Below are 19817 nucleotides of genomic sequence, written 5' to 3'. Positions count from 1 at the left end.
CCGACGCGCAGAATGTGGTTCGATCTGCACAGTTGGATCGGGCTGAAGCTGTTTCTGTTCATGGCCTTCATCTGCCTCACCGGCACGCTGGCCACGCTCGCGCACGAGATCGACTGGTTGATCCAGCCCGCCATCCGCGTGCAACCGGATGGCGCCATCCGCAGTTGGGGCGATCAACTCGATGCCGTTCGCCATCGGCATCCCGAGTGGAAGATCGTCCGGCTGTCGGCGCCGGAAGGGCGCTATTTCGCCGCGAAAGCGGAAGCCAAGCCCCCCGGCGGGCGCACGCGTTTCGTCTGGGTGGACCCGTGGCGGGCGCATGTCACTGGCGACACCGGCTGGTTCAACGCGCACCGCCTGCTACGCAATACCCATCGCCATCTGATGATGCCCACGCGCTACGGGGTGCCGCTGGTTTCCTCGCTGAGCATCGCGCTGCTGCTCTCGTTCGCCAGCAGTCTGGTGATCTACAAAAAGTGGTGGAAGGGTTTTCTGAGCCGCCCCCGAGGCCCCCAGCCACGCCGCTTCTGGGGCGACATCCATCGCCTGGCCGGCGTATGGAGTCTGGGGTTCGTGCTGCTGATCGCACTGACCGGGCTGTGGTATCTGGTGGAATCGCTGGGCGGGGCCGCGCCGCACGCGCACGCACGTCCCCTGGCCGATGCGCCGGCAAACCCAGCCCCGCCCCCCGGCACGGTGATCGATGGACGCGCACTCGACCGAATCATCGCATCGGCGAAACGCGTATGGCCACAACTGCGCATCGCCTCGGTGGCACTCGACGAAAAGACCGGCACGGTCACGCTGGAAGGCCAGGCGGCAGCCATCCTGGTACGCGATCGCGTCAACCAGTTGCGTTACCGGGTGGGCGACGCCCTACCGCACGCGCGCATCGATGGAACCACGCTCAGCTTCCACCAACGGGTTTCGGAAATGGCCGACCCGCTGCATTTCGGCAACTTCGCGGGTCTCGCGCTCAAACTGGTCTGGTGCTTCTTCGGCGGTCTGATGACTCTGCTTTCCTTCACCGGCGTCTATCTCTACGGCATGCGCACCCTGCACCCGCCACGGGCGGCGGCCCGATGAAAACGCGCGCATGGAAGATATGGGCGCGGGCCTGGCATGGCATCGGCGCCTGGCGGTGGCCGACGCTGATCCTGCTGCTGCTCTGGGCGGTCTTCCTGCAAGCCGAGCTTCGGCGTTGAAGCCGGCCAAGGCAGGCGCGCGTCGCCGCCCTCCTGTTCATGCCTCCTGGAAATCGGACTGAACTATTCGGAATTTCCGGATGGTTCGTCCGGGTTCGCATTCCTCTTCGTCCAAGCGGCATGGGCTGCGAGTGGCTTGAGAGGGGGCCTGCTCAATCCACCACGCGGCAGAACACGGCCTTGAGATAACGCGATTCCGGCACCTGCGCCAGCCATGGATGATCCGGCCCGGCACCGGCCACCTTGAGCACCTGCACGCTGCGCCCCGCATAGAACGCGGCCCGGCGCAGCATGTCGAGGAACGGCTCTTCGCCAACCAGCCCGGTGCAGGAGAACGTGGCGAACAGGCCACCCGGCTTCACCACGCCCAGCGCCAGCTTGTTCATGTCGAGATACTTCTTCAACGCCGGGATCACCTGCTCACGGTCGCGGGTCATCTTGGCCGGATCGAGGATGACCACGTCGAAACGCTCCCCGTTGGCCGCCGCGTCGCGCAGCCAGGGGAAGATGTCGGCCTGCACGAAACGCGGGCGAACGCCATTCAATTTCGCATTGCCCCGGGCGATGTCGAGCACCGCCGGATCGATGTCGATACCGACCACCTCCTCGGCCCCGCGCACCGCCGCATAGACGCCGAAGCCGCCGGTGTTACAGCACAGATCGAGCACGCGCTTGCCGGCGCAGTGGTGGGAAAGCCATTCGCGGTTCTCGCGCTGATCGGCGAAGAACCCGGTCTTGTGCGCGCCGGCCGGATCGGCACGGAAGCGGATGCCGTGCTCGGTGATCACCGCCGGCGCCGTGCCCTGGGTATCCCGGTAATCGAAACTTTCCTGCTTCTGCACGTGCTCGTCGGCAAAGCTGTGGAAGCGGCAACCGGGGAACTCGGCCCGCAAGACCCCGAAGACGATCTCGCGGTGACGCCAGGCGCCGGCGCTGAAGAAGCCGACCACGATCAGGTCGTCGTAGCGGTCGACCACCAGCCCCGAAATGCCATCGCCCTCGCTGTGGAACACGCGCCAGGCGTTGCCGATGTCGTCCAGCTTGAGGATGTCGCGGCGCAACCACACCGCCTCGGCGATCTTGCCCGCGAACCAGGCTTCATCGATCCGTACCGACGGATCGGTTTCGAGAATGCGCAACGCGATGCGCGAATGACCATTGTAGAAACCGGTGCCGATGAAGCCGCCATCGACACCGCGCACTTCCACCAGACTGCCCGGCCTGGGCCGTTCGGCGGGCTTTTCCACCAGCCGCTGGAAGATCCACGGATGCGTGGATTTCCACGCGTTCTTGAGCCTGACGACGGGAAGCGATGCGTTCATCGCGACATTGTATTGGCTGCGTGCGGAGGTTGAACGGGAAGCCCCCGCTCGCAGGTTGCAATGCCGGCCATGTGGCGCCATCTCGCCCGCATGGATCTTCCCCAGCACGACATTCCCGACACCCCGGCACAGCGCGCGCGGGATCGCGGGCGGGTACTGCGGGCATTCAACGCGAGTCTGGCGGCGGTGCTTCTGCTCACCGTGGTCTTCTTCTCGCAAAATGCGTTCGATGCAGCCGCATTCGCCGTCGCGCCGCATGAAGCCCGGGGCCTGATCGGCCTGCTGAGCGCCCCGCTTCTGCATGGCGGCTTCAAACATCTGACGACGAACGGCATCGCCATCCTCATGCTCGGCACCCTGGCCGGCAGCGTTTATCCCAAGGCCACCCTGCGCGCGCTGCCACTGCTTTGGATCGGCTCGGGATTGGGCGCGTGGTTATTGGGCGAAGCCGGCCAACGCCACCTCGGCGCGAGCGGCGTGACCCACGGCCTCGGTTTCCTCCTCTTCGTGCTGGGCCTGCTACGCCGCGACCGCGCCGCGGTGGCAGCCGGCATGCTGGCCTTCCTGTTCTACGGCGGCATGGTGCTGACAGTCCTGCCGCAGGAACCCGGCGTGAGTTGGCAATCACACTTGGGCGGGGCGCTCGGGGGCATTCTCGGCGCGCTGTTGTTTCGCCGCGCCGACCCGCTGCCGCCACGGCGGAAATACAGTTGGGAGATTGAAGAAGAACAAGCCCGGCTGGAAGCGGAACGCGCCATGCTGGAGCCGCCGCGCCCGGATGAAGTACCGGTGATCTGGCATCGCCCCCAATCCGGCGGGGACGAAAACAAAGTGCTGCCTTTCCGTCGCCCCGACGATGGGCGAGGCCCGCGATGATCCCCGTCGCGGAAAATATCCGACGCCGATCATTCCCTGGGTTAGAATGCCGTACCGGCTCAGTTCAACTTGGGGAAATTCAAATGAAGAAAATCGTTCTGGCCGCCATGCTGGCGGCCTCCGTGTCACCTGCGTTCGCGGCGGAAGACCGCACTGGTCTCTTCTTTGGCGGCCAGATTGGCCGGAATAGCTCCGCAATCAGCGGCAAGAACTTCAAATCCAGCGATCACGATTACGATACCGTTTCCGCTTTCACCTGGAGCGTGCGCGGCGGCTACATGCTGCACCCGAACTGGGGCATGGAAATGCAATACACGCACTACGGCAAAAAAGACATTAGCGACTATTTCGACATCACCGCGAAATTGAAGGGCGTTGGCGTCGGCGTGGTCGGTCGCAAGAGCTTTGGCGAGGGCGATACCGGCTGGTTCATTCGCGGTCGCGGCGGCATCACCCGCAATGACCTGATCCTGTCGTATCGCCTCATCCCGAACTCGAAGCGCTTCAGCGAAACCGAGTCCAAGACCTCCGGCTATCTCGGCTTCGGCGTGGGTTACGACATCACCCCCCACTTCAACGTCAACGCCAACATCGATTCCAGCACCGCCAAAGCCAACTCGATTATTTCCGGTACGAACGTGGTGATGGTGAACTTCACCGTTGGTCTGGAAATGCGCTTCTGATCCGGCATCACGGGTTCGTATTCGCATCCTCGGAAGGCCGCCCAGCGCGGCCTTTCGTTTTTCCGGGCCGCCGCCCCGATGACGGATGAACGCGGCCAGGACGTTTCGCCGAAACCTCATCGAAATCGACGAAAATGCCGCGATGGACATCCCAATACCGCGCACGCTCGCGTTCGCCATCCTTTGCGCCACACTCACCGCCTGCGGCGGCGCGGCGGTCAAGCCGGCGCCACCGGCGCCCGTATCCATCGCTCCGGCCCCGCAAATGAAAGTGGGCCTCGCACTGGGCGGCGGCGCGGCCAAGGGCTTCGCCCACATTGGCGTCATCAAGATGCTGGAAGCCAACGGCATCCATGCCGACGTCGTTGCCGGCACCAGCGCCGGCAGCGTGGTCGGCGCGCTCTACGCCAGCGGCATGGACCCCTACCGGTTGCAGACCCAGGCCTTCGCGCTGGACGAATCGAAGATTCGCGACGTCAGCCTGTTTTCCGGTGGGCTGGTGAAGGGACAGAAATTGCAGGATTACGTCAACACGCTGCTCAAGAACCGGCCGATGCAGTCCTTCGCCAAGCCCTTCGCAGCGGTGGCGACCGAGCTTTCGACCGGCAGGCGCACCGCCTTCGTGCGCGGCAACGCCGGGCAGGCGGTACGCGCTTCCAGCAGCATCCCGGGCGTGTTCGAGCCGACTCCGATCGGCGGCGGCCGCTACGTCGATGGCGGCGTGGTCAGCCCGGTGCCGGTGGATGCCGCGCGCGAGCTGGGCGCGGATTTCGTCATCGCCGTGGACATTTCCAGCAAGGCGGCGGGAAACCGCCCGGGCAACATGGTGGGAATCGTCAACCAATCGATCACCATCATGGGCCAGAAGCTGGGCGAACAGGAGCTGGCGCGCGCCGACATCGTGATCCGCCCGCAAGTTGGCAAGATCGGCGCGGCCGATTTCGAGCAGAAGAACGTCGCCATCCTCGAAGGCGAGAAGGCCGCGCAGGCGGCGATGCCCCAGATCAAGACGAAACTGGCCGCCATGCAGCGCCAACGCGCCGCCGACTGGGCCGCGCGCCACGCGCCGCCACCGCCGCCAACCTGCGAACCCGGCCTGCTCGACAGGTTGGGCCGCTGGATCGGCCGCGAAGGCAGTTGCGCCGCGACCGATTGACCGGCCACGGCCAGCCCCGCCAGGACGATCGCCATCCGATGCTCTGCGCACTGCCCAGGTGGATGGCGTCACGGTCGCGGCATGCGCATGCCGGCACCGGGCCCGGCCCGACTGGCCGCCCGAGATGGCCGCCGGGCCGCGACGCATGGCCACGCGACTGGCCCGCGCACCTCCACGCCGGATAGGCAACCGCGAGTGCTTCCGCACTGACCGAGATGAGTGAGGTGGCTGTTTCGATGCCGGTTTCGCCCATTCATTTTCGTAATGAGGGCTGAATACGGCCCGCTCCCCAGCGCTTCCCTGGGCTTTCGGTCAGCTTCCGGGCAGGTTGTTTAACCTCATATTTACAAAATACGCGAAAAGGTTCTCAAGCTCCGGGCAAGGCGCGCACCATGCACCGGCCCGCTCCAACCGGGAGCGAAAAGAGAGAGTAATTTCGATGTTCAAGAACAAGAAGATCACCACCGCGCTGGCCTTCACCGCTTTGGCGGCGGCTTTCGCCTCCTCGGGCGCGTTCGCCCAGTCCGCCACCGGCCAGCCCTTCGTCCGCGGCGAAATCGGCCGCACCACGCTCAGCAACCGTGATGGCGCCGGCAGCCTCAAGGACAACGCTTTCGTCCTCCGTGGCGGTTACATGTTCAACCAGAACTTCGGCCTGGAAGGTTTCTACGGCCGTTACTACGGCAAGACCAACAAGGTCGCCGGCTTCGACAACGACAGCAACGTCGATGGCTACGGCATCGGCGCCATCGGCAAGGTGCGTTTCGGCGACACCGCCGCCGATACCGGTTGGTACGGCATGGGCCGCGCCGGCATCATGCGCTCCAGCTACGAGGCCAAGAGCACCGGCACCGTCAACGGCGTGGACATCAGCTATTCGCGCACCACCAACAGCAACCAGCCGTACGTGGGCGTGGGCGTGGGTTACGACTTCACCCCCAACATGGGTGTCAGCGTGAACTACGACTATTTCCGCGGCAACGTGCGCATTCCGTCCTCGCCGATCAACGACAAGCTGCGCTACAACGCCAAGACGCTGTCGGCGGGCTTCGAATACCGCTTCTGATCGCCTTATCCGCGAGAAGGAAGGATATGGAAGATGGCCGCCTCGCGCGGCCATTTTCCTGCCCGCGGCGGCCAACGCCCGTTTGAGATCAGGACGCGGCGGCGGCGTAGAATCCGGGCATGAACAGTCCTCCGCGACGCGTCGAAAACATCGTCACCGACAAAGGCAAGGTGCCGGTCTACGCCACCGGCGTGGTCGAGCAGCCCTGGGACGATTACAGCCAGGCCGATCACGAGGTCTGGCACCGGCTCTACCGGCGCCAGCGCGAATTGCTCGTCGGCCGCGCCGCGGACGAATTCCTCGCCGCGCAGGACGCGATGGGCATGTCGTCCGAGCGCATCCCGAAGTTCTCCGACATCAACCCGGTGCTGAAGGCCGCCACCGGCTGGGAAATCATCGGCGTCGAGGGGCTGCTGCCCGAGTTCGATTTCTTCGACCATCTCGCCAACCGGCGCTTTCCGGTGACTTGGTGGATCCGACGCCCGGAGCAGATCGACTACATCGAGGAACCCGACCTCTTCCACGACCTGTTCGGCCACGTCCCACTGCTTATGCTGCCGGTCTTCGCCGACTACATGGCCGCCTACGGCCGCGGCGGCGTCAAGGCGCACGGTATCGCGCCCGATGCGCTGGTGCACCTCACCCGCCTCTACTGGTACACGGTGGAATTCGGCCTGATCCGGCAAAAGGACGGCCTACGCATCTACGGCAGTGGCATCGTCTCCTCGAAGGGCGAATCGCTGCATTCGCTGGAATCGGATGCGCCCAACCGCATCGGTTTCGATCTGGAGCGCATCATGCGCACCCGCTACCGCATCGACAGCTACCAGAAGAGCTATTTCGTCATCGACAGCTTCGAGCAACTGATCGAAGCGACCCGCCCCGACTTCACCCCGATCTACCAACGCCTGGCCGGGCGGGATTCCTTCCCCGCCGGCACCGTGCTGGACAGCGACGAGGTGATCCATCGCGGCACGGGCGAAGGCTGGACCATCGACGGCGACATCTGATCGCCCTTCGCCATATCCATCCGCACGCCCGCCTTGCCACTAGGCCAAGGCGGGCATGAGCCGGCCCCGGCGCACGAGCGACACCCCCACCCGCCACACTCACGCCCGAGACCCACGCCGAGACCAACATTCAGCGCAGCGACGCCGGTGCGGACACCGCCACCGCGACATGCAATGCGTACTGAAGGAAAAACAGCCCAGGTTGCGCAGCAGCGGTATTGCACTGGCCGGCAACCGGACAAAACACCGGCAATGGCTGTTCCGGCTGATCCAGGCGGCGGCCCCGGTGCCGATCTGACTTGCCCGTGCGCTGGCGCAAGCCCGGTGCTGAAGGACGCCGCGCCGGACGACCTGCACGGAGCCATCACCCGCGTCATCCGTGGCGAATCGCTGCCGCAACCGGTCAGCACGATGCGATACGCACACACTGGCGCTGCCACGACGACAACGCCCCTGGCGTGCTATTCACCGCGCGCGAGGTCGCCATCCTGCGGCTCATCGTCGGCGGTTACAGCAACGAGGAAATCGCCCTTGATCTGTTTCACGGTGAAGAACCATGTCTCGGCCATCCTGGAAAAACTCGATACCCGCGACCCGTACCCGCGCCGGCCTGAAAGCGATCACGCTGCGGATCATCTAGCCGCACGCCGGCGGACGGATACTTCCGCCACGAAGCGATGCCGGCATCGCTTTCCCCGAAGCCCGGCAAGCAATCGCCACGCGCACACCGCCCCATGCGGATAATGTCGTGGAATCCACGCGCCTCGACCCGCCCCGCATGAGCACCGCCCTGCACGATCTGCCCTCGCCGCGCGCCCTGTGGCGCTGGCTGCGCCAATGGCGCAAGACCCACCTGGTCGATTCCGTCGACCGCGTCGCCGTGCTGACGCACGTGGACGAAGCCGGCGCGCTCGGCCCGCGTTTCGCCTTCATGACCTTGATGTCGGTCGGCATCGCCATGCTCGGGCTATTGCAGAACTCAGCGGCGGTGATCATCGGCGCCATGCTGATCGCCCCCTTGATGGGACCGATCATCGAATTGGGCATGGGCCTTGCCACCTTCGATTTCCGCACCGTGCGCTCGGCGCTGAAGACCATCGCGGTCGGCGTGGCGCTGGCATTGTCGATGGCGATGCTGATCGTCTGGCTATCGCCCCTGAAGCAGGCCACGGCGGAAATCCTCGCCCGCACCGAGCCGACCTTCTTCGACCTGCTGGTCGCCGTCTTCTCCGGCCTGGCCGGCGCCTACGCCACGATTACCCGCAAGGGCGAGACCATCGTCGGCGTGGCCATCGCCACCGCGCTGATGCCGCCGCTGGCCGTGGTCGCCTACGGCCTGGTACTGATGAACTGGAGCATCGCCGGCGGCGCCGCCATGCTGCTGATGACCAACCTGCTGGCGATCGCGCTCTCGGCCACGATCATCGCCCGGCTGTATGGATTCGGCGCATACGATTCCCCCAAACAATCGGCATGGCAGGCCGGCCTGATCGTCGGCACCTTCGTCCTGCTGTCGATTCCATTGGGCCTGTCCTTGCAGCGGATCGCCCAGAAGACCCAGGCCGAAGTCGCCATCCGCAACACGCTGGACGCCGAGGCCGGCAAATTCGGCGGGCGCATCTCCGCGTTGCGGGTCGACAATGCCAGCGGCGCGATGATCGTCGATGCGGTGCTGATGACGCCGCGCCACGTCCAAGGGCTGGAAACACAACTCTCACAGCAACTGGGCCAGCAACTCGGTCGCCGTATCGACGTGCAACTGCGCGAAGTGCTGACCGCCGACGAAGCCGGCCTGGCCCGCCAGCAAGCCACATTGTCGGAGCTCTCGCAGTCGATCGCCGCACTGAAGCAGGCCGAGGCCGGCCGCGATGCCGCGCGCGCCGCCGAAACCGAGGCGCGCCACACCGTGGTCGAGGCGCTGGCGGCGCGTTTCGGCACGCTGGAGCAGACCGCGGGCAACCCGCAGATGACACTGCGCCTGTCCCCACGCCTCGGCCTGTCGCTGGCCGAGGCGCGGGCGCTGGAAACCCAACTGGCGGCCAGCCTCGACGAGACCCGCGCCAACATCCGCGTGGTGCCACCCTTGCAGGCGCTGCCGCCGGTGCCGTGGCGGCTGGATGACGAAGGCCGCCTCGATACCGCCGCCCGCCAAATGCTGGCCGCGCAGATCTGGGCGCTGCAACGCTGGCAGGTGACGGCGATCGACAGCATCGGCTTCGCCCGCGCCGAGGAGACCGCCCGTGAACGCGCCGCGGAAGTCGCCATGCTGATCCGTGGCGAGGGGATTCCCGTGCAGACCTCGCGCGCGGCCAACGCTGGAGACCGGCGCGCCGCCGATGACGTGGAAAACGCCGTCTGGCTGCGCCTGCCGCCGGGCTGAACGCGCCGGCACGCGATTTACAATGACGTCCTTGTCACCGGGAGCCGCCCCATGCCGCACAAACGCAAGTCCGTTTCCCTCACCCGCTTCCTCATCGAAGAAGAGCGCGCCGGCCACGTCAACGCCGAACTGCGCCTCTTGATCGAGGTGGTGGCGCGCGCCTGCAAGACCATCTCCGTCGCGGTCGGCAAGGGTGCGCTGGGCGGCGTGCTGGGCGATGCCGGCACCGGCAACGTCCAGGGCGAGGCGCAGAAGAAGCTCGACGTCATCGCCAACGACGTGCTGCTGGAAGCCAACGCCTGGGGCGGCCACCTGGCCGCCTGCGCCTCCGAGGAGATGGACGAGCCCCATCCGATCCCGGATGCCTTCCCGCGCGGCAACTTCCTGTTGCTGTTCGACCCCCTGGACGGCTCCTCCAACATCGATGTCAACGTGTCGGTGGGCACCATCTTCTCCGTGCTGAAGTGCCCGGGCGACACCGCCTGCGTCGATACCGCGGCCTTTCTCCAGCCCGGCCGCGAACAAGTGGCCGCCGGCTATTGCGTCTACGGCCCCTCGACCACGCTGATCCTGACCGTCGGCCACGGCGTCCACCAATTCACCCTCGACCGCGAGCAAGGCAGTTTCGTCCTCACCCAGCGCGGCATGCGCGTGCCGGAGGAAACCCGGGAATTCGCCATCAACATGTCCAACAAGCGGCACTGGGAAACGCCGATGCAGCAGTATGTCGACGACCTGTTGATCGGCAAGGAAGGCCCGCGCGGTAAAGATTTCAACATGCGCTGGATCGCCTCGATGGTCGCCGACGTACACCGCATCCTGACCCGTGGCGGCATCTTCATCTACCCGTGGGACCGCAAGGACCCGAACAAGCCCGGCAAGCTGCGCCTGATGTACGAGGCCAATCCGATGAGTTTCCTCATTGAACAAGCTGGCGGCGCGGCGACCGACGGCCGTGGGCGGATCATGGACATCCAGCCCGGCCAACTGCATCAACGCGTGCCGGTGTTCCTCGGCTCGAAACGGGAAGTCGAAGAAGCCACCCGTTACCACCGCCACCATGACGCCCTGCCGGAATGAACATGCACACCGATCTCATCGGGATATATCCCGAGGCGGTACCGGCCGCGCTGTGCGGGGAAATCCTCGCGCGGATGCGCACGGCCGATGACCTGAAACCCGGCCACGTCGGCGGCGGCCTGTTCCCCGAGCTGAAGCACAGCCGCGACCTCGACATCGAACAACGCGCCGACTGGGCGCCGGTCAAGCAGCAGCTCAACCTGGCGATGCTCGCCTGCCTGCGGCACTACCTACGGCACTGGCCACAAGCGCTGATCGCCCCGCTCATGCTGCAAATCCCTGGCGAAGACGGCCAGTTGCGGCGGCTCGCCGCCGAGGACTTCGCCGACCTGCCCGACGACATGCTGACCGCGCTGATCACCCGCTGCCTCCGCCCCGGCGGCATCAATCTCCAGTGGTACAAGGCCGGCGAAGGCGGCTATCCCTACTGGCACTGCGAGCACTACCCGCGCGACGACGGCGGTGACAGCCTGCATCGCCTCCTGTTGTGGACGCTCTATCTCAACGATGACTTCACCGCCGGCGAAACCGAATTCCTGTTCCAGCAACGCAAAGTGGCGCCGAAGACCGGCAGCCTGCTGATCGCCCCGGCCGGCTTCACCCATACCCATCGCGGCAACCGGCCGGAAGGGAGCGACAAGTTCATCGCCACCAGTTGGGTGCTGTTCCGGCCCGCGCGCGAACTCAGCGGCGCTGGCTGATGCCGCCGCCGGCTTCGCGATTCACATTGCGAACCCGGCGGCTTCGGATCATCCCGCCGCTTCATCGCCGCCCGATGGCAGCCAGATATGCAGCGTGCTGCCCGCGCCCGGCTCGGATTCGGCCCGGATACGGCCGCCATGCTGCTCCACCACCGCCTGCGCGATCGTCAGCCCCAGCCCATCGCCGCTGCCCTGACCCGCCGAATGCAGGCGCTGGAACGGCTCGAACGGCTGCGATGGCTGCTTGATCTCCATGCCGATACCGCGATCGGCCACTTCTAGATGCAAGCCGTCGTCAGCCTGGATAGCGCTGACCCGCACCCGCACGGCCTCGCCCGGCACACGGAAACGCCAAGCGTTTTCCAACAGCTTGCACAGCAACAGACGCAGCAGGCGCTCGTCACCCCGCACCCACAGATCGGGTTGCACCTCGGCTTCCACCGCCACCTCCGGATGCAGGGTTTGCAAATCCATCAACACCCATTCGGCCAGGAAGCTCAGGTCGACCGGCCGCCGTTGCAATTCGGCACGCCCGATGCGCGCGTATTCCAGCAGCGAATCGATCAACCCGCCCGTTCGCGCCACGTTCTCGCGGATACGCTGTAAATAATCAGCCACCCCGGGCGCGATATCGGCCCCAAGCCGGCGACCCAATTGCACCGCGAAGCCATCGATCGCCCGCATCGGCGCGCGCAGGTCGTGGGAGATGCCGAAAGCGAACGCCTCCTGCTGCCGATGCAGCCGAGCCAACGCCCGCTCCAGTTCGGCGATGCGTGCGCGCAGGGCAGCTTCCCTGTCATTGGAGGCGCTGGAATCGTTCATCTTGTTCATGCTGGACACGACCTGCTGGCAAGTCAACCGCAAATGCCGACATCCGGGTCTAAACCACGTGAAAGCCGGCGCTGGCAAAATCACGCGATGGACACCCAACAAATCCTGTTCCTGCTCATCCTGGCCGGGGGCCTGTACCTGTTCGTCAACGAGAAGCTACGGGTGGACGTGACCGCCATGCTCATCCTGCTGACACTGGTGCTGACCGGCGTGCTCGACCCCAAGCAGGCCCTTTCGGGCTTCGCTAGCGAGCCGGCGATCATCGTCGCGGCCGTATTCGTGATTTCCGGCGGCCTCGCCGCCACCGGCATCACCGAGAAACTGGGCCAGTGGATCGGCCGCGCGGCCGGACGCGGCGAAGCGCGCACGATCGCGGTGACGATGCCCGCGGTAGCGGCGCTTTCGGCCTTCACCCACCACGTGATGGTGACGGCGATGATGCTGCCGATCCTGCTGCGCCACGCGCGCGAGTACAAGTTGCCGGCCTCCCGTCTGCTCATGCCGATGTCGCTGGCGGCATCGCTCGGCACCACCCTCACCCTGGTCAGCGCACCGGCCTTCCTGCTGGCCGACAACATGATTTCGCGCGCCCAGGGCGGCGATGGCCTGGGCATCTTCTCGATTACCCCGATCGGCATCGCGTTGGTGGTGGTCGGCGTGCTCTACATGCTGCTGGCGCGCTGGCTGCTGCCCAAGCGCAGCGGCGAGCAGACCGACGACGACTATCTGCGTATCGAGCGCTATCGCACCGAGCTATTGGTGCTGAAGGATTCACCCTGGGCCACCCGTACCCTGGCAGAACTGCACAAGGCTTACAACGTGCGCGTGCTGGGCTGGCTGCGCGACGGCCACCGCCGCGACGACCTGAAGCCGGAAAGCCCGCTGCTTTCCGGCGACATCCTGCTATTGGAAACCCCGGCCGACGAACTGCAATCGCTACATGCCGACCCCGGCCTGACACTGCATGCCTTGCACAAATTCAATGGCGTGCTTACCGGCGAGGGCGAGGCCCAATTCGTGCAGGCGGTGGTGGCGCCGGGTTCGGAATTCATCGGCCGCTCGATACGGGAACTGGATTTTTCCCGCCAGTTCAACGCGGTGATCGCCGGCCTGTGGCGGCGCGATGGCGCCATCGCCCCACGCCTGAGCGACGCCCGTCTGCGCGAAGGCGACCTGCTGGTGTTGTGGGGCAAGCCCTCGCGCTTCGCCGAGCTGGCGCAGCACCACGGCTTTCTGATGCTGGTACCGTTCTCCGGCGAAACCCGGCGCCGGCGCCGGGCGCCGCTGGCGCTAGCCATCCTCGTCGCCACCATCTTCGCGGCCGCCACCGAATGGCTGCCGGCGCCGCTGGCTTTCCTGCTGGGCGCGGTGGCGATGGTGGTGACCCGCTGCGTGGACATCGAGCGCGCCTACCGCGAGATCGACGTGCGCATCTTCGTGATGATCGCCGGGGTGATCCCGCTCGGCATCGCGATGGAACAGACCGGCACCGCCGATCTGCTTGCAAAGGGCTTGATGCAAGTGGTCGAGAACTGGCCGCCGCTGCCCATCCTGCTGGTGATGTTCACCGTGGCCGCCTTCCTCACCCAGGTGATGTCGGATGCCGCCACCACCGCCCTGCTCGGCCCGGTCGCCATCTCGCTGGCGCAGGCGCTCGGCATGCCGATCACCCCCTTCGTGGTCTGCACCGCACTCGGTGCGGTGGTCGCCTTTCTCACCCCGATCGGCCATCACGGCAACCTGCTGATCCTCGGCCCCGGCCGTTACACCTTTGGCGATTTCCTGAAAATCGGCCTGCCGCTGACGATTCTGATCGCCCTCGTCAGCGCCTGGATGGCGCGCTGGCTGTGGCTGGACGGGCCGCTGTGGCCGCACTTCGGCGGTTGATGAACCCGCGCATGCACCGAAATTTCACGGCGACACGAAGCGCCCCCCTCCAGCACCGGCCAGCCGCGTGGAAATTTTGTCCTGACACCACATCCGGTTAGCCTATCGCCGGTCGGTCTCCGGCATCGAAACGGGAGCCTCTCATGCAAGGACTGTTCACCGCCATCGGCGAGACATGGACGGCGTTCTGGTCGATTCCGAACATCGGGTCGTGGATCACCCTCGCCTGGCTGACCTACCTGCTCTGGCTGGGCGGCTGGATCGTGCTGCAAAAACGCGAACCGGCGGCCACGCTGAGCTGGCTGCTCAGCCTCGCCCTGCTGCCCTATCTCGGCTTCGTCATCTACTACCTGCTGGGCCCGCAGAAGATCGAACGCTACCGCCTGCGCCGCGCCCGTCGGCAGGTGGAATTCAGCACGATCGCCGACGAAAGCAGCAATCCCGAATACGCCGAACTGCAACGGATGGTGCACGCCACCACCGGCTTTCCGCCAAGCTCGGCGACTTCGCTTGAGATGCTGGTCGATGGCGGCCACAAATATCCGCGCCTATTGGAAGACATCGCCGCCGCCGAACGCGAGATCCACCTCGAGTACTACATCTACCAACCCGACCGCAGCGGCGAGGCGCTGTGCGAAGCACTGGCGGCGGCGGCCCGGCGCGGGATCAAGGTGCGCGTGCTCCTGGACGCGGTGGGTTCGTCGAAAACCTCGCGGCGCTTCTTCCAACCCTTGCTCGAAGCCGGCGGCGAGCTGCAATGGTTCCATCCGATGCGCTACGGTCGCCTGCTGAAATTCTGGAAGCGGCCATGGCTCAACCTGCGTACCCATCGCAAGATCGTGGTGATCGATGGCCGCATCGGCTACACCGGCGGCATCAACATCACCGACGCCCAGGACGAACGCATCACCCCCGTCGCCTACCGCGACCTGCACCTTCGCCTGGAAGGCAACGTGGTGCGCGAGCTACAGCAAGTGTTCCTCGAGGACTGGATCTACGCCGGCGGCGAGCGCTCGATCATCGCCGAGGTGATACGCAACCTGCCGCCGCAAGTGGAGGGAACCATCCCGGTACAGATCGTCAGCTCCGGCCCGGATTCGCGCTGGGAAGCCATCCACCGCACCCACGTCGGCGCCATCCACGCGGCCAAGCGACGGGTCTGGATGACCACGCCGTATTTCGTCCCCGGCGAAGCCGCGATGATGGCCCTGACCTCCGCCGCGCTCGGTGGCATCGACGTGCGCCTCCTGGTACCGAAGATGAGCGACAACCGGCTGGTCACTTACGCCGCCCGCTCCTACTACGAGGACCTGGTACGAGCCGGGGTAAAAGTCTACGAATACGGCCCGCGCCTGCTGCACAGCAAGGCCCTGCTGGTCGACGACACGCTGACGCTGATTGGCACCGCCAACTTCGACCACCGCAGCTTTCGCCTGAATTTCGAAGTGCAGGCTCTCATCGACAATGCCGATCTCGCTACGCATCTGGAACAACAGATCGAAAGCGAATTCGCCCATGCCCCCCGAGTGCGCGAACCCGATGGCCGTCGCGCCTCGCTCTTCAGCGCGCGCTTGCCGGAAGCGATCGCCCGCCTGATGTCACCGCTGCTCTGAAACCCCACGCCGTCCTACGGTAGCTTTGCGGTCGCGAACGGTCGCCACGGCGCAAGGCAAATGACTACACTCGGAACCCTCTCCCAGAAGTTTTCCCGATGAACTGGTTGCTGCTGCCCGCCGCCGCGATCACCCTTTTGCTCGCCATGCGCACCACCTCGTCACTGGCGATGACGCTATGGCTGCTGCTCACCGTCATTTGCCTTGGCCTGTGGGTCTGGCTGCGCTACCAGATGCTGTTTCCCACGCGAAATACCGGCGTCGAACTGACCCCGCTCGACCGCCGGCAACTCGCACACCTGCGCCAACAGATGCTGGCCAACCGCCAGGACGAAGCCGATACCGACGCCTCCGCCGAGCCGCCAACCGCGACCGGACTCCCCACATCGCAACAGCCAACGGCCAGCGTGCCCGCACCCGCCCCCCGTGCGGCACCCCCACCGGCACCCCCACCGGCACCATCGCCGGCGCCCGACGACCCGCCGCCCGCACCATCAGCGGCACCCGCCCGCACGCCAGTCAGCGGCCGCGCCGTGTTCGTCCTGCCCGACGACCCACCCCTGCCGGCCGGCCCACGCGACGGTCTGTCCAAATGACTCGCCTGAGCGTCAACGTCAACAAGATCGCGGTACTACGCAATTCGCGTGGCGGCCACGAGCCGGATGTGGTGCGTGCCGCGCGTACCTGCCTGGATGCCGGCGCTCACGGCATCACCGTGCATCCACGCCCGGATGCCCGTCACATCCGCGAGGACGATGTCCACGCGCTCGCGGCGCTGTGCGGCGAGTACGAGGTCGAATTCAACCTAGAAGGCAATCCCTTCGCCCCGCCCCGTCCCGACTATCCTGGATTCATCGCGCTTTGCCGCGCCGTGCGTCCGGCTCAGGCCACCCTGGTACCCGACGACGATGGCCAGATCACCTCCGACCACGGCTTCGATTTCGACAACGACATCCCCGCGTTGACGCCCCTGGTCGCCGAACTCAAATCACTGGGCTGCCGGATCAGCCTGTTCGCCGACGCCGGGCACCCCGCCATCGCCCGCGCGGGCGAATGCGGCGCCGAGCGCATCGAGCTGTACACCGGCCCGTTCGCCGAGGGCCATGCCCGTGGCGATTCCGGCCCACTCGCCATCTGCACCGACGCCGCGCGTCGTGCCCGGGCCGCCGGCCTTGCCATCAACGCCGGGCACGATCTGTCGCAAGACAATCTCGGCGATTTCCTCCGCATGGTGCCAGGGGTGGAGGAAGTTTCCATCGGCCACGCGCTCATCGGTGAAGCACTCTACGCCGGCCTCACCGACACCGTCCGCGCCTATCTCGACTGTATCGCCAGCGCCCAGGGCTGAAGCGCTTCGCAGCTTCACTTCCGGCTCCGGCACTCATCTTCCACGCAATAAAAAGCGCCGCCCGAAAACCGGACGGCGCGTTTCCACTCGACTTCCGGCAACTGAGTGGGTCATGCCGCCACTCAGCGCCATCGTCACGTCCCTACTCGGTCGGCTCCATGAAGCCGATCTTCTGCATGTCGGCGTTCTTCGCCGCGGCCAACACCTTGGCCAACACTTCATACTCGGCGCTCTGGCTGGTCTGGATCTGCAACTGCGGCTGATTGGCCGGATCCCGTTGCACTTCCGTCGTCATCATGTTCCGCAGCGCACTGACCGGGGTCAACGTGTCGTTCCAGAACACCTGGCCCGACGAGTCGATGCGCAGGCTGATCGGCTCCGGCGGGTTCGGCGGCGGATCCGGTGGGTTCTCCACCTTCTGCGGCAGGTCGATCTTGATCGGATACGACTCGATCGGCATGGTGACCATGAAGATCACCAGCAGCACCAGCATCACGTCCACCAGGGGCGTGACGTTGATGTTGGCCATCGGGCCACTGTTTTGCGATGCGAATGCCATGGATTGTTCTCCGGAATTAATGCCGTTCGGCAATCGCCACGTAACCGATATCCAACATGCCCTGGGCCTGGGCCATGCGAGTCACCTCGTTGATCACGCGCAGCTTGGTGGTGCGGTCGCCGCGAAGGTTCAACTTCGGCTGCGGCTGCAACTGCGCGGTGCTGGAAAGCCGGCTCTCCAGCAATTCACGGGTGATCGGCTGATCGTTCCAGAACAAGTCACCGTTATCCGTCACCGAAACCGTGATCGGGCTGGGACCGGGGCCGGGCTTGTCTTTCTTCGCCAAGTCGGCCCGCGGCAGTTCGACCTGGGTCTTATGGTTCATCAGCGGCGTGGTCACCATGAAGATGATCAGCAGCACCAGCATCACGTCCACCAGGGGCGTGACGTTGATGTCGGCCATCGGGCCGCCGCCTGAATCTCCGCCAGTCATTGCCATTGTCTAAATCCTCGGGATCGAACTTCAACGTTGCCGGGGAGGGGTCGCGATCAGCGACCCACCTCGCCCATGCGCGAACCAGTAGCAAAGAAATCGTGCAGGTCGTGCGCGAAGGCATCGAACCTCGCCACGATGTCGCGGTTCTGGCGGTTGAAGAAGTTGAAGATGATCACCGCCGGGATGGCCACGAACAGACCGATCGCGGTCATGATGAGCGCCTCGCCCACCGGACCGGCCACGGCCGAGATGGAAGCGTCGCCCGAAGCGCCCATCGCGATCAGGGCGTGATAGATACCCCACACGGTGCCCAGCAGGCCGATGAACGGCGCGGTCGCGCCAACGGTGGCCAGCAGGGTCATGCCGTTTTCCAGTTTGGAGCTTTCACGCACCACGGCCTGGCGCAGCGCGCGATCCACCAGCTCGGAGCGGGTCATGCTCTCGGTCAGGCGCGAACCATCCTGACGCTGGTGGTGCGCGGCGGCCTTGGCGGCGTCCAGCGCGATCTTGGAGAAGGGCTCGCCCGCCGGCTGCTCTTCCATGTAGCGGATGGCATCCTGCGCGTTCGGGGTCTGCCAGAAGGTGCCGACCACGCGATCGGCGCTGCCGCGCAGTTGCGCGTACTTCACCGACTTGACAACGAGATAGTAGATGGAGAGTACCGAGAACAGGACCAGGGACAGGAACACGACCCAGAGCAGGATGTCGAACTGCTGGATCAGATCCTGGAAACCCATGGACTTGAATGCCTCGGCATTGGCATTGTTGCCGCCGGCGGCCGGCGCGGAGAGTATCTGCAGCATGACGCTTACCTTTGTTGAGTGGATGAAAAGCCGCTGGGGAGAAGCGGGTAAAACCGGAACTTATTCTTGACGCAGATCGAGCGGCAGGATGCCTTCGCCCGCGCTGCCTGGACAGAGCTTGATGCGCCGCGCCCACTGCATGGCGGCACGATCGAGATCACGGTCGCGGCTGCTCTGGCGCACCGAGACGCTGCTCACTTCGCCGCTGGTCTCGTAACGCAGGGTGAGGCTCATCGACGCCGATACCGAAGCGCCTCTGGACAACGCCCGGCTCAATGCCGTGTTGAGCGGCCCCACCGGCGGCACGAAGCAAGCGCCTTGACGCAGATCCTCGTTGTTGCGGGCCGGCGCCGCGGGCGGCACATGCACGGGTGGCGCGGGCGGCGTGGGCGGTGGCGCCGGAGTATCGACCGCGCGCGGGGTGTCGGCGATGATCGGCGGCTGTTCCGGCGGGGGAGGAAGGGGCTGCGGACGCGGCTGCGGGGGCTGCGGTTGCGGCGTCAGCTTGATTTCCTTGGGCGGCTCCTTCGGCGGCGGCGGCGGCGGCGGTGGGGGCGGCGGCGGTTCGATGAAGTTCACGACCACGCGATCTTTCTCGGCTACCGCCTTGGCCGGTGGCGACACCGGGGCCAGCATCAACAACAACGCGCCGACGTGGACGGCGATAGCCACCGAGATTCCGGCGATACGGGCCCAGCTGAGCCCCTGCTCTTCATCGTTTACCGGGATGTACACGTAGCGGGCGGTGCTTTCCGTCATGCGCTGACTCGTCATTGTGGCTCGGCGCTTGGCGCCGGGATGGAAGGAGTTCCCACCTTTCGTCGGCAGGAACCCCCTAGCTTATACCAATCTCCTGACAGC

At 65.6% G+C, this 19817-nt stretch carries 21 protein-coding genes and 1 pseudogene; 16 read left to right on the top strand and 6 right to left on the bottom strand.

The genetic code is table 11. The annotated features are described in order from the left end of the window. The first annotated feature begins 12 nt into the window (after nt 1-12). Entirely contained in the window at nt 13-1086 is a 1074-nt protein-coding gene (locus EBB59_RS04340; RefSeq protein WP_122100914.1) for a PepSY-associated TM helix domain-containing protein, read from the top strand. Beyond that, the gene (locus EBB59_RS14375; RefSeq protein ID WP_281273213.1) at nt 1083-1205 is read left to right on the top strand and encodes a hypothetical protein; all 123 of its coding nucleotides are present in this window, start codon (nt 1083-1085) and stop codon (nt 1203-1205) included. Before EBB59_RS04340 ends, EBB59_RS14375 begins: the two co-directional genes overlap by 4 nt. Before the next feature lie 152 nt (nt 1206-1357). On the opposite strand, the gene EBB59_RS04335 is transcribed toward EBB59_RS14375, so the two are convergent. Next, the gene (locus tag EBB59_RS04335; RefSeq protein ID WP_122100913.1) at nt 1358-2527 is read right to left on the bottom strand and encodes a class I SAM-dependent rRNA methyltransferase; all 1170 of its coding nucleotides are present in this window, start codon (nt 2525-2527) and stop codon (nt 1358-1360) included. 90 nt (nt 2528-2617) lie between these two features. Here EBB59_RS04335 and EBB59_RS04330 point away from each other — a divergent pair, with 90 nt between their 5' ends. The 10 genes and pseudogenes from EBB59_RS04330 (at nt 2618) to EBB59_RS04290 (ending at nt 11479) form a co-directional block, all read left to right on the top strand. Then, nucleotides 2618-3403 (top strand): rhomboid family intramembrane serine protease, encoded by a 786-nt coding sequence (locus EBB59_RS04330; RefSeq protein ID WP_122100938.1) that lies wholly within the window; start codon nt 2618-2620, stop codon nt 3401-3403. Further along, the gene (locus EBB59_RS04325) at nt 3400-4086 is read left to right on the top strand and encodes a porin family protein (protein WP_122100912.1); all 687 of its coding nucleotides are present in this window, start codon (nt 3400-3402) and stop codon (nt 4084-4086) included. Before EBB59_RS04330 ends, EBB59_RS04325 begins: the two co-directional genes overlap by 4 nt. 142 nt (nt 4087-4228) lie before the next feature. After that, a complete protein-coding gene (locus EBB59_RS04320) occupies nt 4229-5242 on the top strand; it encodes a patatin-like phospholipase family protein (RefSeq protein ID WP_122100937.1) in 1014 nt (337 codons plus the stop codon). 439 nt (nt 5243-5681) lie between these two features. Further along, a complete protein-coding gene (locus EBB59_RS04315; RefSeq protein WP_122100911.1) occupies nt 5682-6308 on the top strand; it encodes an outer membrane protein in 627 nt (208 codons plus the stop codon). Between the two features lie 119 nt (nt 6309-6427). After that, nucleotides 6428-7318, top strand: a complete 891-nt coding sequence (gene phhA / locus EBB59_RS04310) for a phenylalanine 4-monooxygenase (protein ID WP_122100910.1) — start codon at nt 6428-6430, stop codon at nt 7316-7318. Nucleotides 7319-7487: 169 nt separating this feature from the next. Then, entirely contained in the window at nt 7488-7616 is a 129-nt protein-coding gene (locus EBB59_RS14370; protein ID WP_281273212.1) for a hypothetical protein, read from the top strand. A gap of 26 nt (nt 7617-7642) precedes the next feature. Next, a pseudogene (locus EBB59_RS14195) lies at nt 7643-7958 on the top strand (response regulator transcription factor); the annotation flags it as partial. 138 nt (nt 7959-8096) lie between these two features. Further along, nucleotides 8097-9698, top strand: a complete 1602-nt coding sequence (locus EBB59_RS04300; protein ID WP_122100909.1) for a DUF389 domain-containing protein — start codon at nt 8097-8099, stop codon at nt 9696-9698. 51 nt (nt 9699-9749) lie between these two features. Beyond that, the gene (locus EBB59_RS04295) at nt 9750-10778 is read left to right on the top strand and encodes a class 1 fructose-bisphosphatase (RefSeq protein WP_122100908.1); all 1029 of its coding nucleotides are present in this window, start codon (nt 9750-9752) and stop codon (nt 10776-10778) included. A gap of 2 nt (nt 10779-10780) precedes the next feature. Then, nucleotides 10781-11479, top strand: a complete 699-nt coding sequence (locus tag EBB59_RS04290; RefSeq protein WP_425451791.1) for a 2OG-Fe(II) oxygenase — start codon at nt 10781-10783, stop codon at nt 11477-11479. A 48-nt stretch (nt 11480-11527) separates the two neighbouring features. On the opposite strand, the gene EBB59_RS04285 is transcribed toward EBB59_RS04290, so the two are convergent. Beyond that, a complete protein-coding gene (locus EBB59_RS04285; RefSeq protein WP_122100906.1) occupies nt 11528-12310 on the bottom strand; it encodes a sensor histidine kinase in 783 nt (260 codons plus the stop codon). Between the two features lie 87 nt (nt 12311-12397). Between EBB59_RS04285 and EBB59_RS04280 the strand changes: the two genes are divergently transcribed. The 4 genes from EBB59_RS04280 to EBB59_RS04265 all read left to right on the top strand — a co-directional run bounded on the left by EBB59_RS04280 (nt 12398) and on the right by EBB59_RS04265 (nt 17158). Next, nucleotides 12398-14197: an SLC13 family permease gene (locus EBB59_RS04280; protein WP_122100905.1), complete on the top strand. Its 1800-nt coding sequence runs from the start codon at nt 12398-12400 to the stop codon at nt 14195-14197. A 143-nt stretch (nt 14198-14340) separates the two neighbouring features. Continuing rightward, the gene (gene cls, locus EBB59_RS04275) at nt 14341-15810 is read left to right on the top strand and encodes a cardiolipin synthase (protein ID WP_122100904.1); all 1470 of its coding nucleotides are present in this window, start codon (nt 14341-14343) and stop codon (nt 15808-15810) included. A 98-nt stretch (nt 15811-15908) separates the two neighbouring features. Next, nucleotides 15909-16406 (top strand): hypothetical protein, encoded by a 498-nt coding sequence (locus EBB59_RS14065; RefSeq protein ID WP_211327686.1) that lies wholly within the window; start codon nt 15909-15911, stop codon nt 16404-16406. Next, nucleotides 16403-17158, top strand: a complete 756-nt coding sequence (locus EBB59_RS04265; RefSeq protein WP_122100903.1) for a pyridoxine 5'-phosphate synthase — start codon at nt 16403-16405, stop codon at nt 17156-17158. The genes EBB59_RS14065 and EBB59_RS04265 overlap by 4 nt, the downstream gene beginning before the upstream one ends. A 142-nt stretch (nt 17159-17300) precedes the next feature. On the opposite strand, the gene EBB59_RS04260 is transcribed toward EBB59_RS04265, so the two are convergent. From EBB59_RS04260 to EBB59_RS14365, 4 genes are read right to left on the bottom strand one after another with little or no spacing between them, the layout of a single operon-like run. Next, entirely contained in the window at nt 17301-17717 is a 417-nt protein-coding gene (locus EBB59_RS04260) for an ExbD/TolR family protein (protein WP_122100902.1), read from the bottom strand. Between the two features lie 16 nt (nt 17718-17733). Further along, nucleotides 17734-18156, bottom strand: a complete 423-nt coding sequence (locus tag EBB59_RS04255; protein ID WP_122100901.1) for an ExbD/TolR family protein — start codon at nt 18154-18156, stop codon at nt 17734-17736. A gap of 50 nt (nt 18157-18206) precedes the next feature. Continuing rightward, entirely contained in the window at nt 18207-18956 is a 750-nt protein-coding gene (locus EBB59_RS04250; RefSeq protein ID WP_122100900.1) for a MotA/TolQ/ExbB proton channel family protein, read from the bottom strand. A gap of 60 nt (nt 18957-19016) precedes the next feature. After that, nucleotides 19017-19715, bottom strand: a complete 699-nt coding sequence (locus tag EBB59_RS14365) for a TonB family protein (protein WP_122100899.1) — start codon at nt 19713-19715, stop codon at nt 19017-19019. Between the last annotated feature and the right edge of the window lie 102 nt (nt 19716-19817).

Origin of the sequence: Solilutibacter pythonis (assembly GCF_003697345.1) — a bacterium.
GTDB classification, from domain to species: Bacteria; Pseudomonadota; Gammaproteobacteria; order Xanthomonadales; family Xanthomonadaceae; genus Solilutibacter; species Solilutibacter pythonis.
This window is presented reverse-complemented; position numbering and strand designations above follow the sequence as displayed.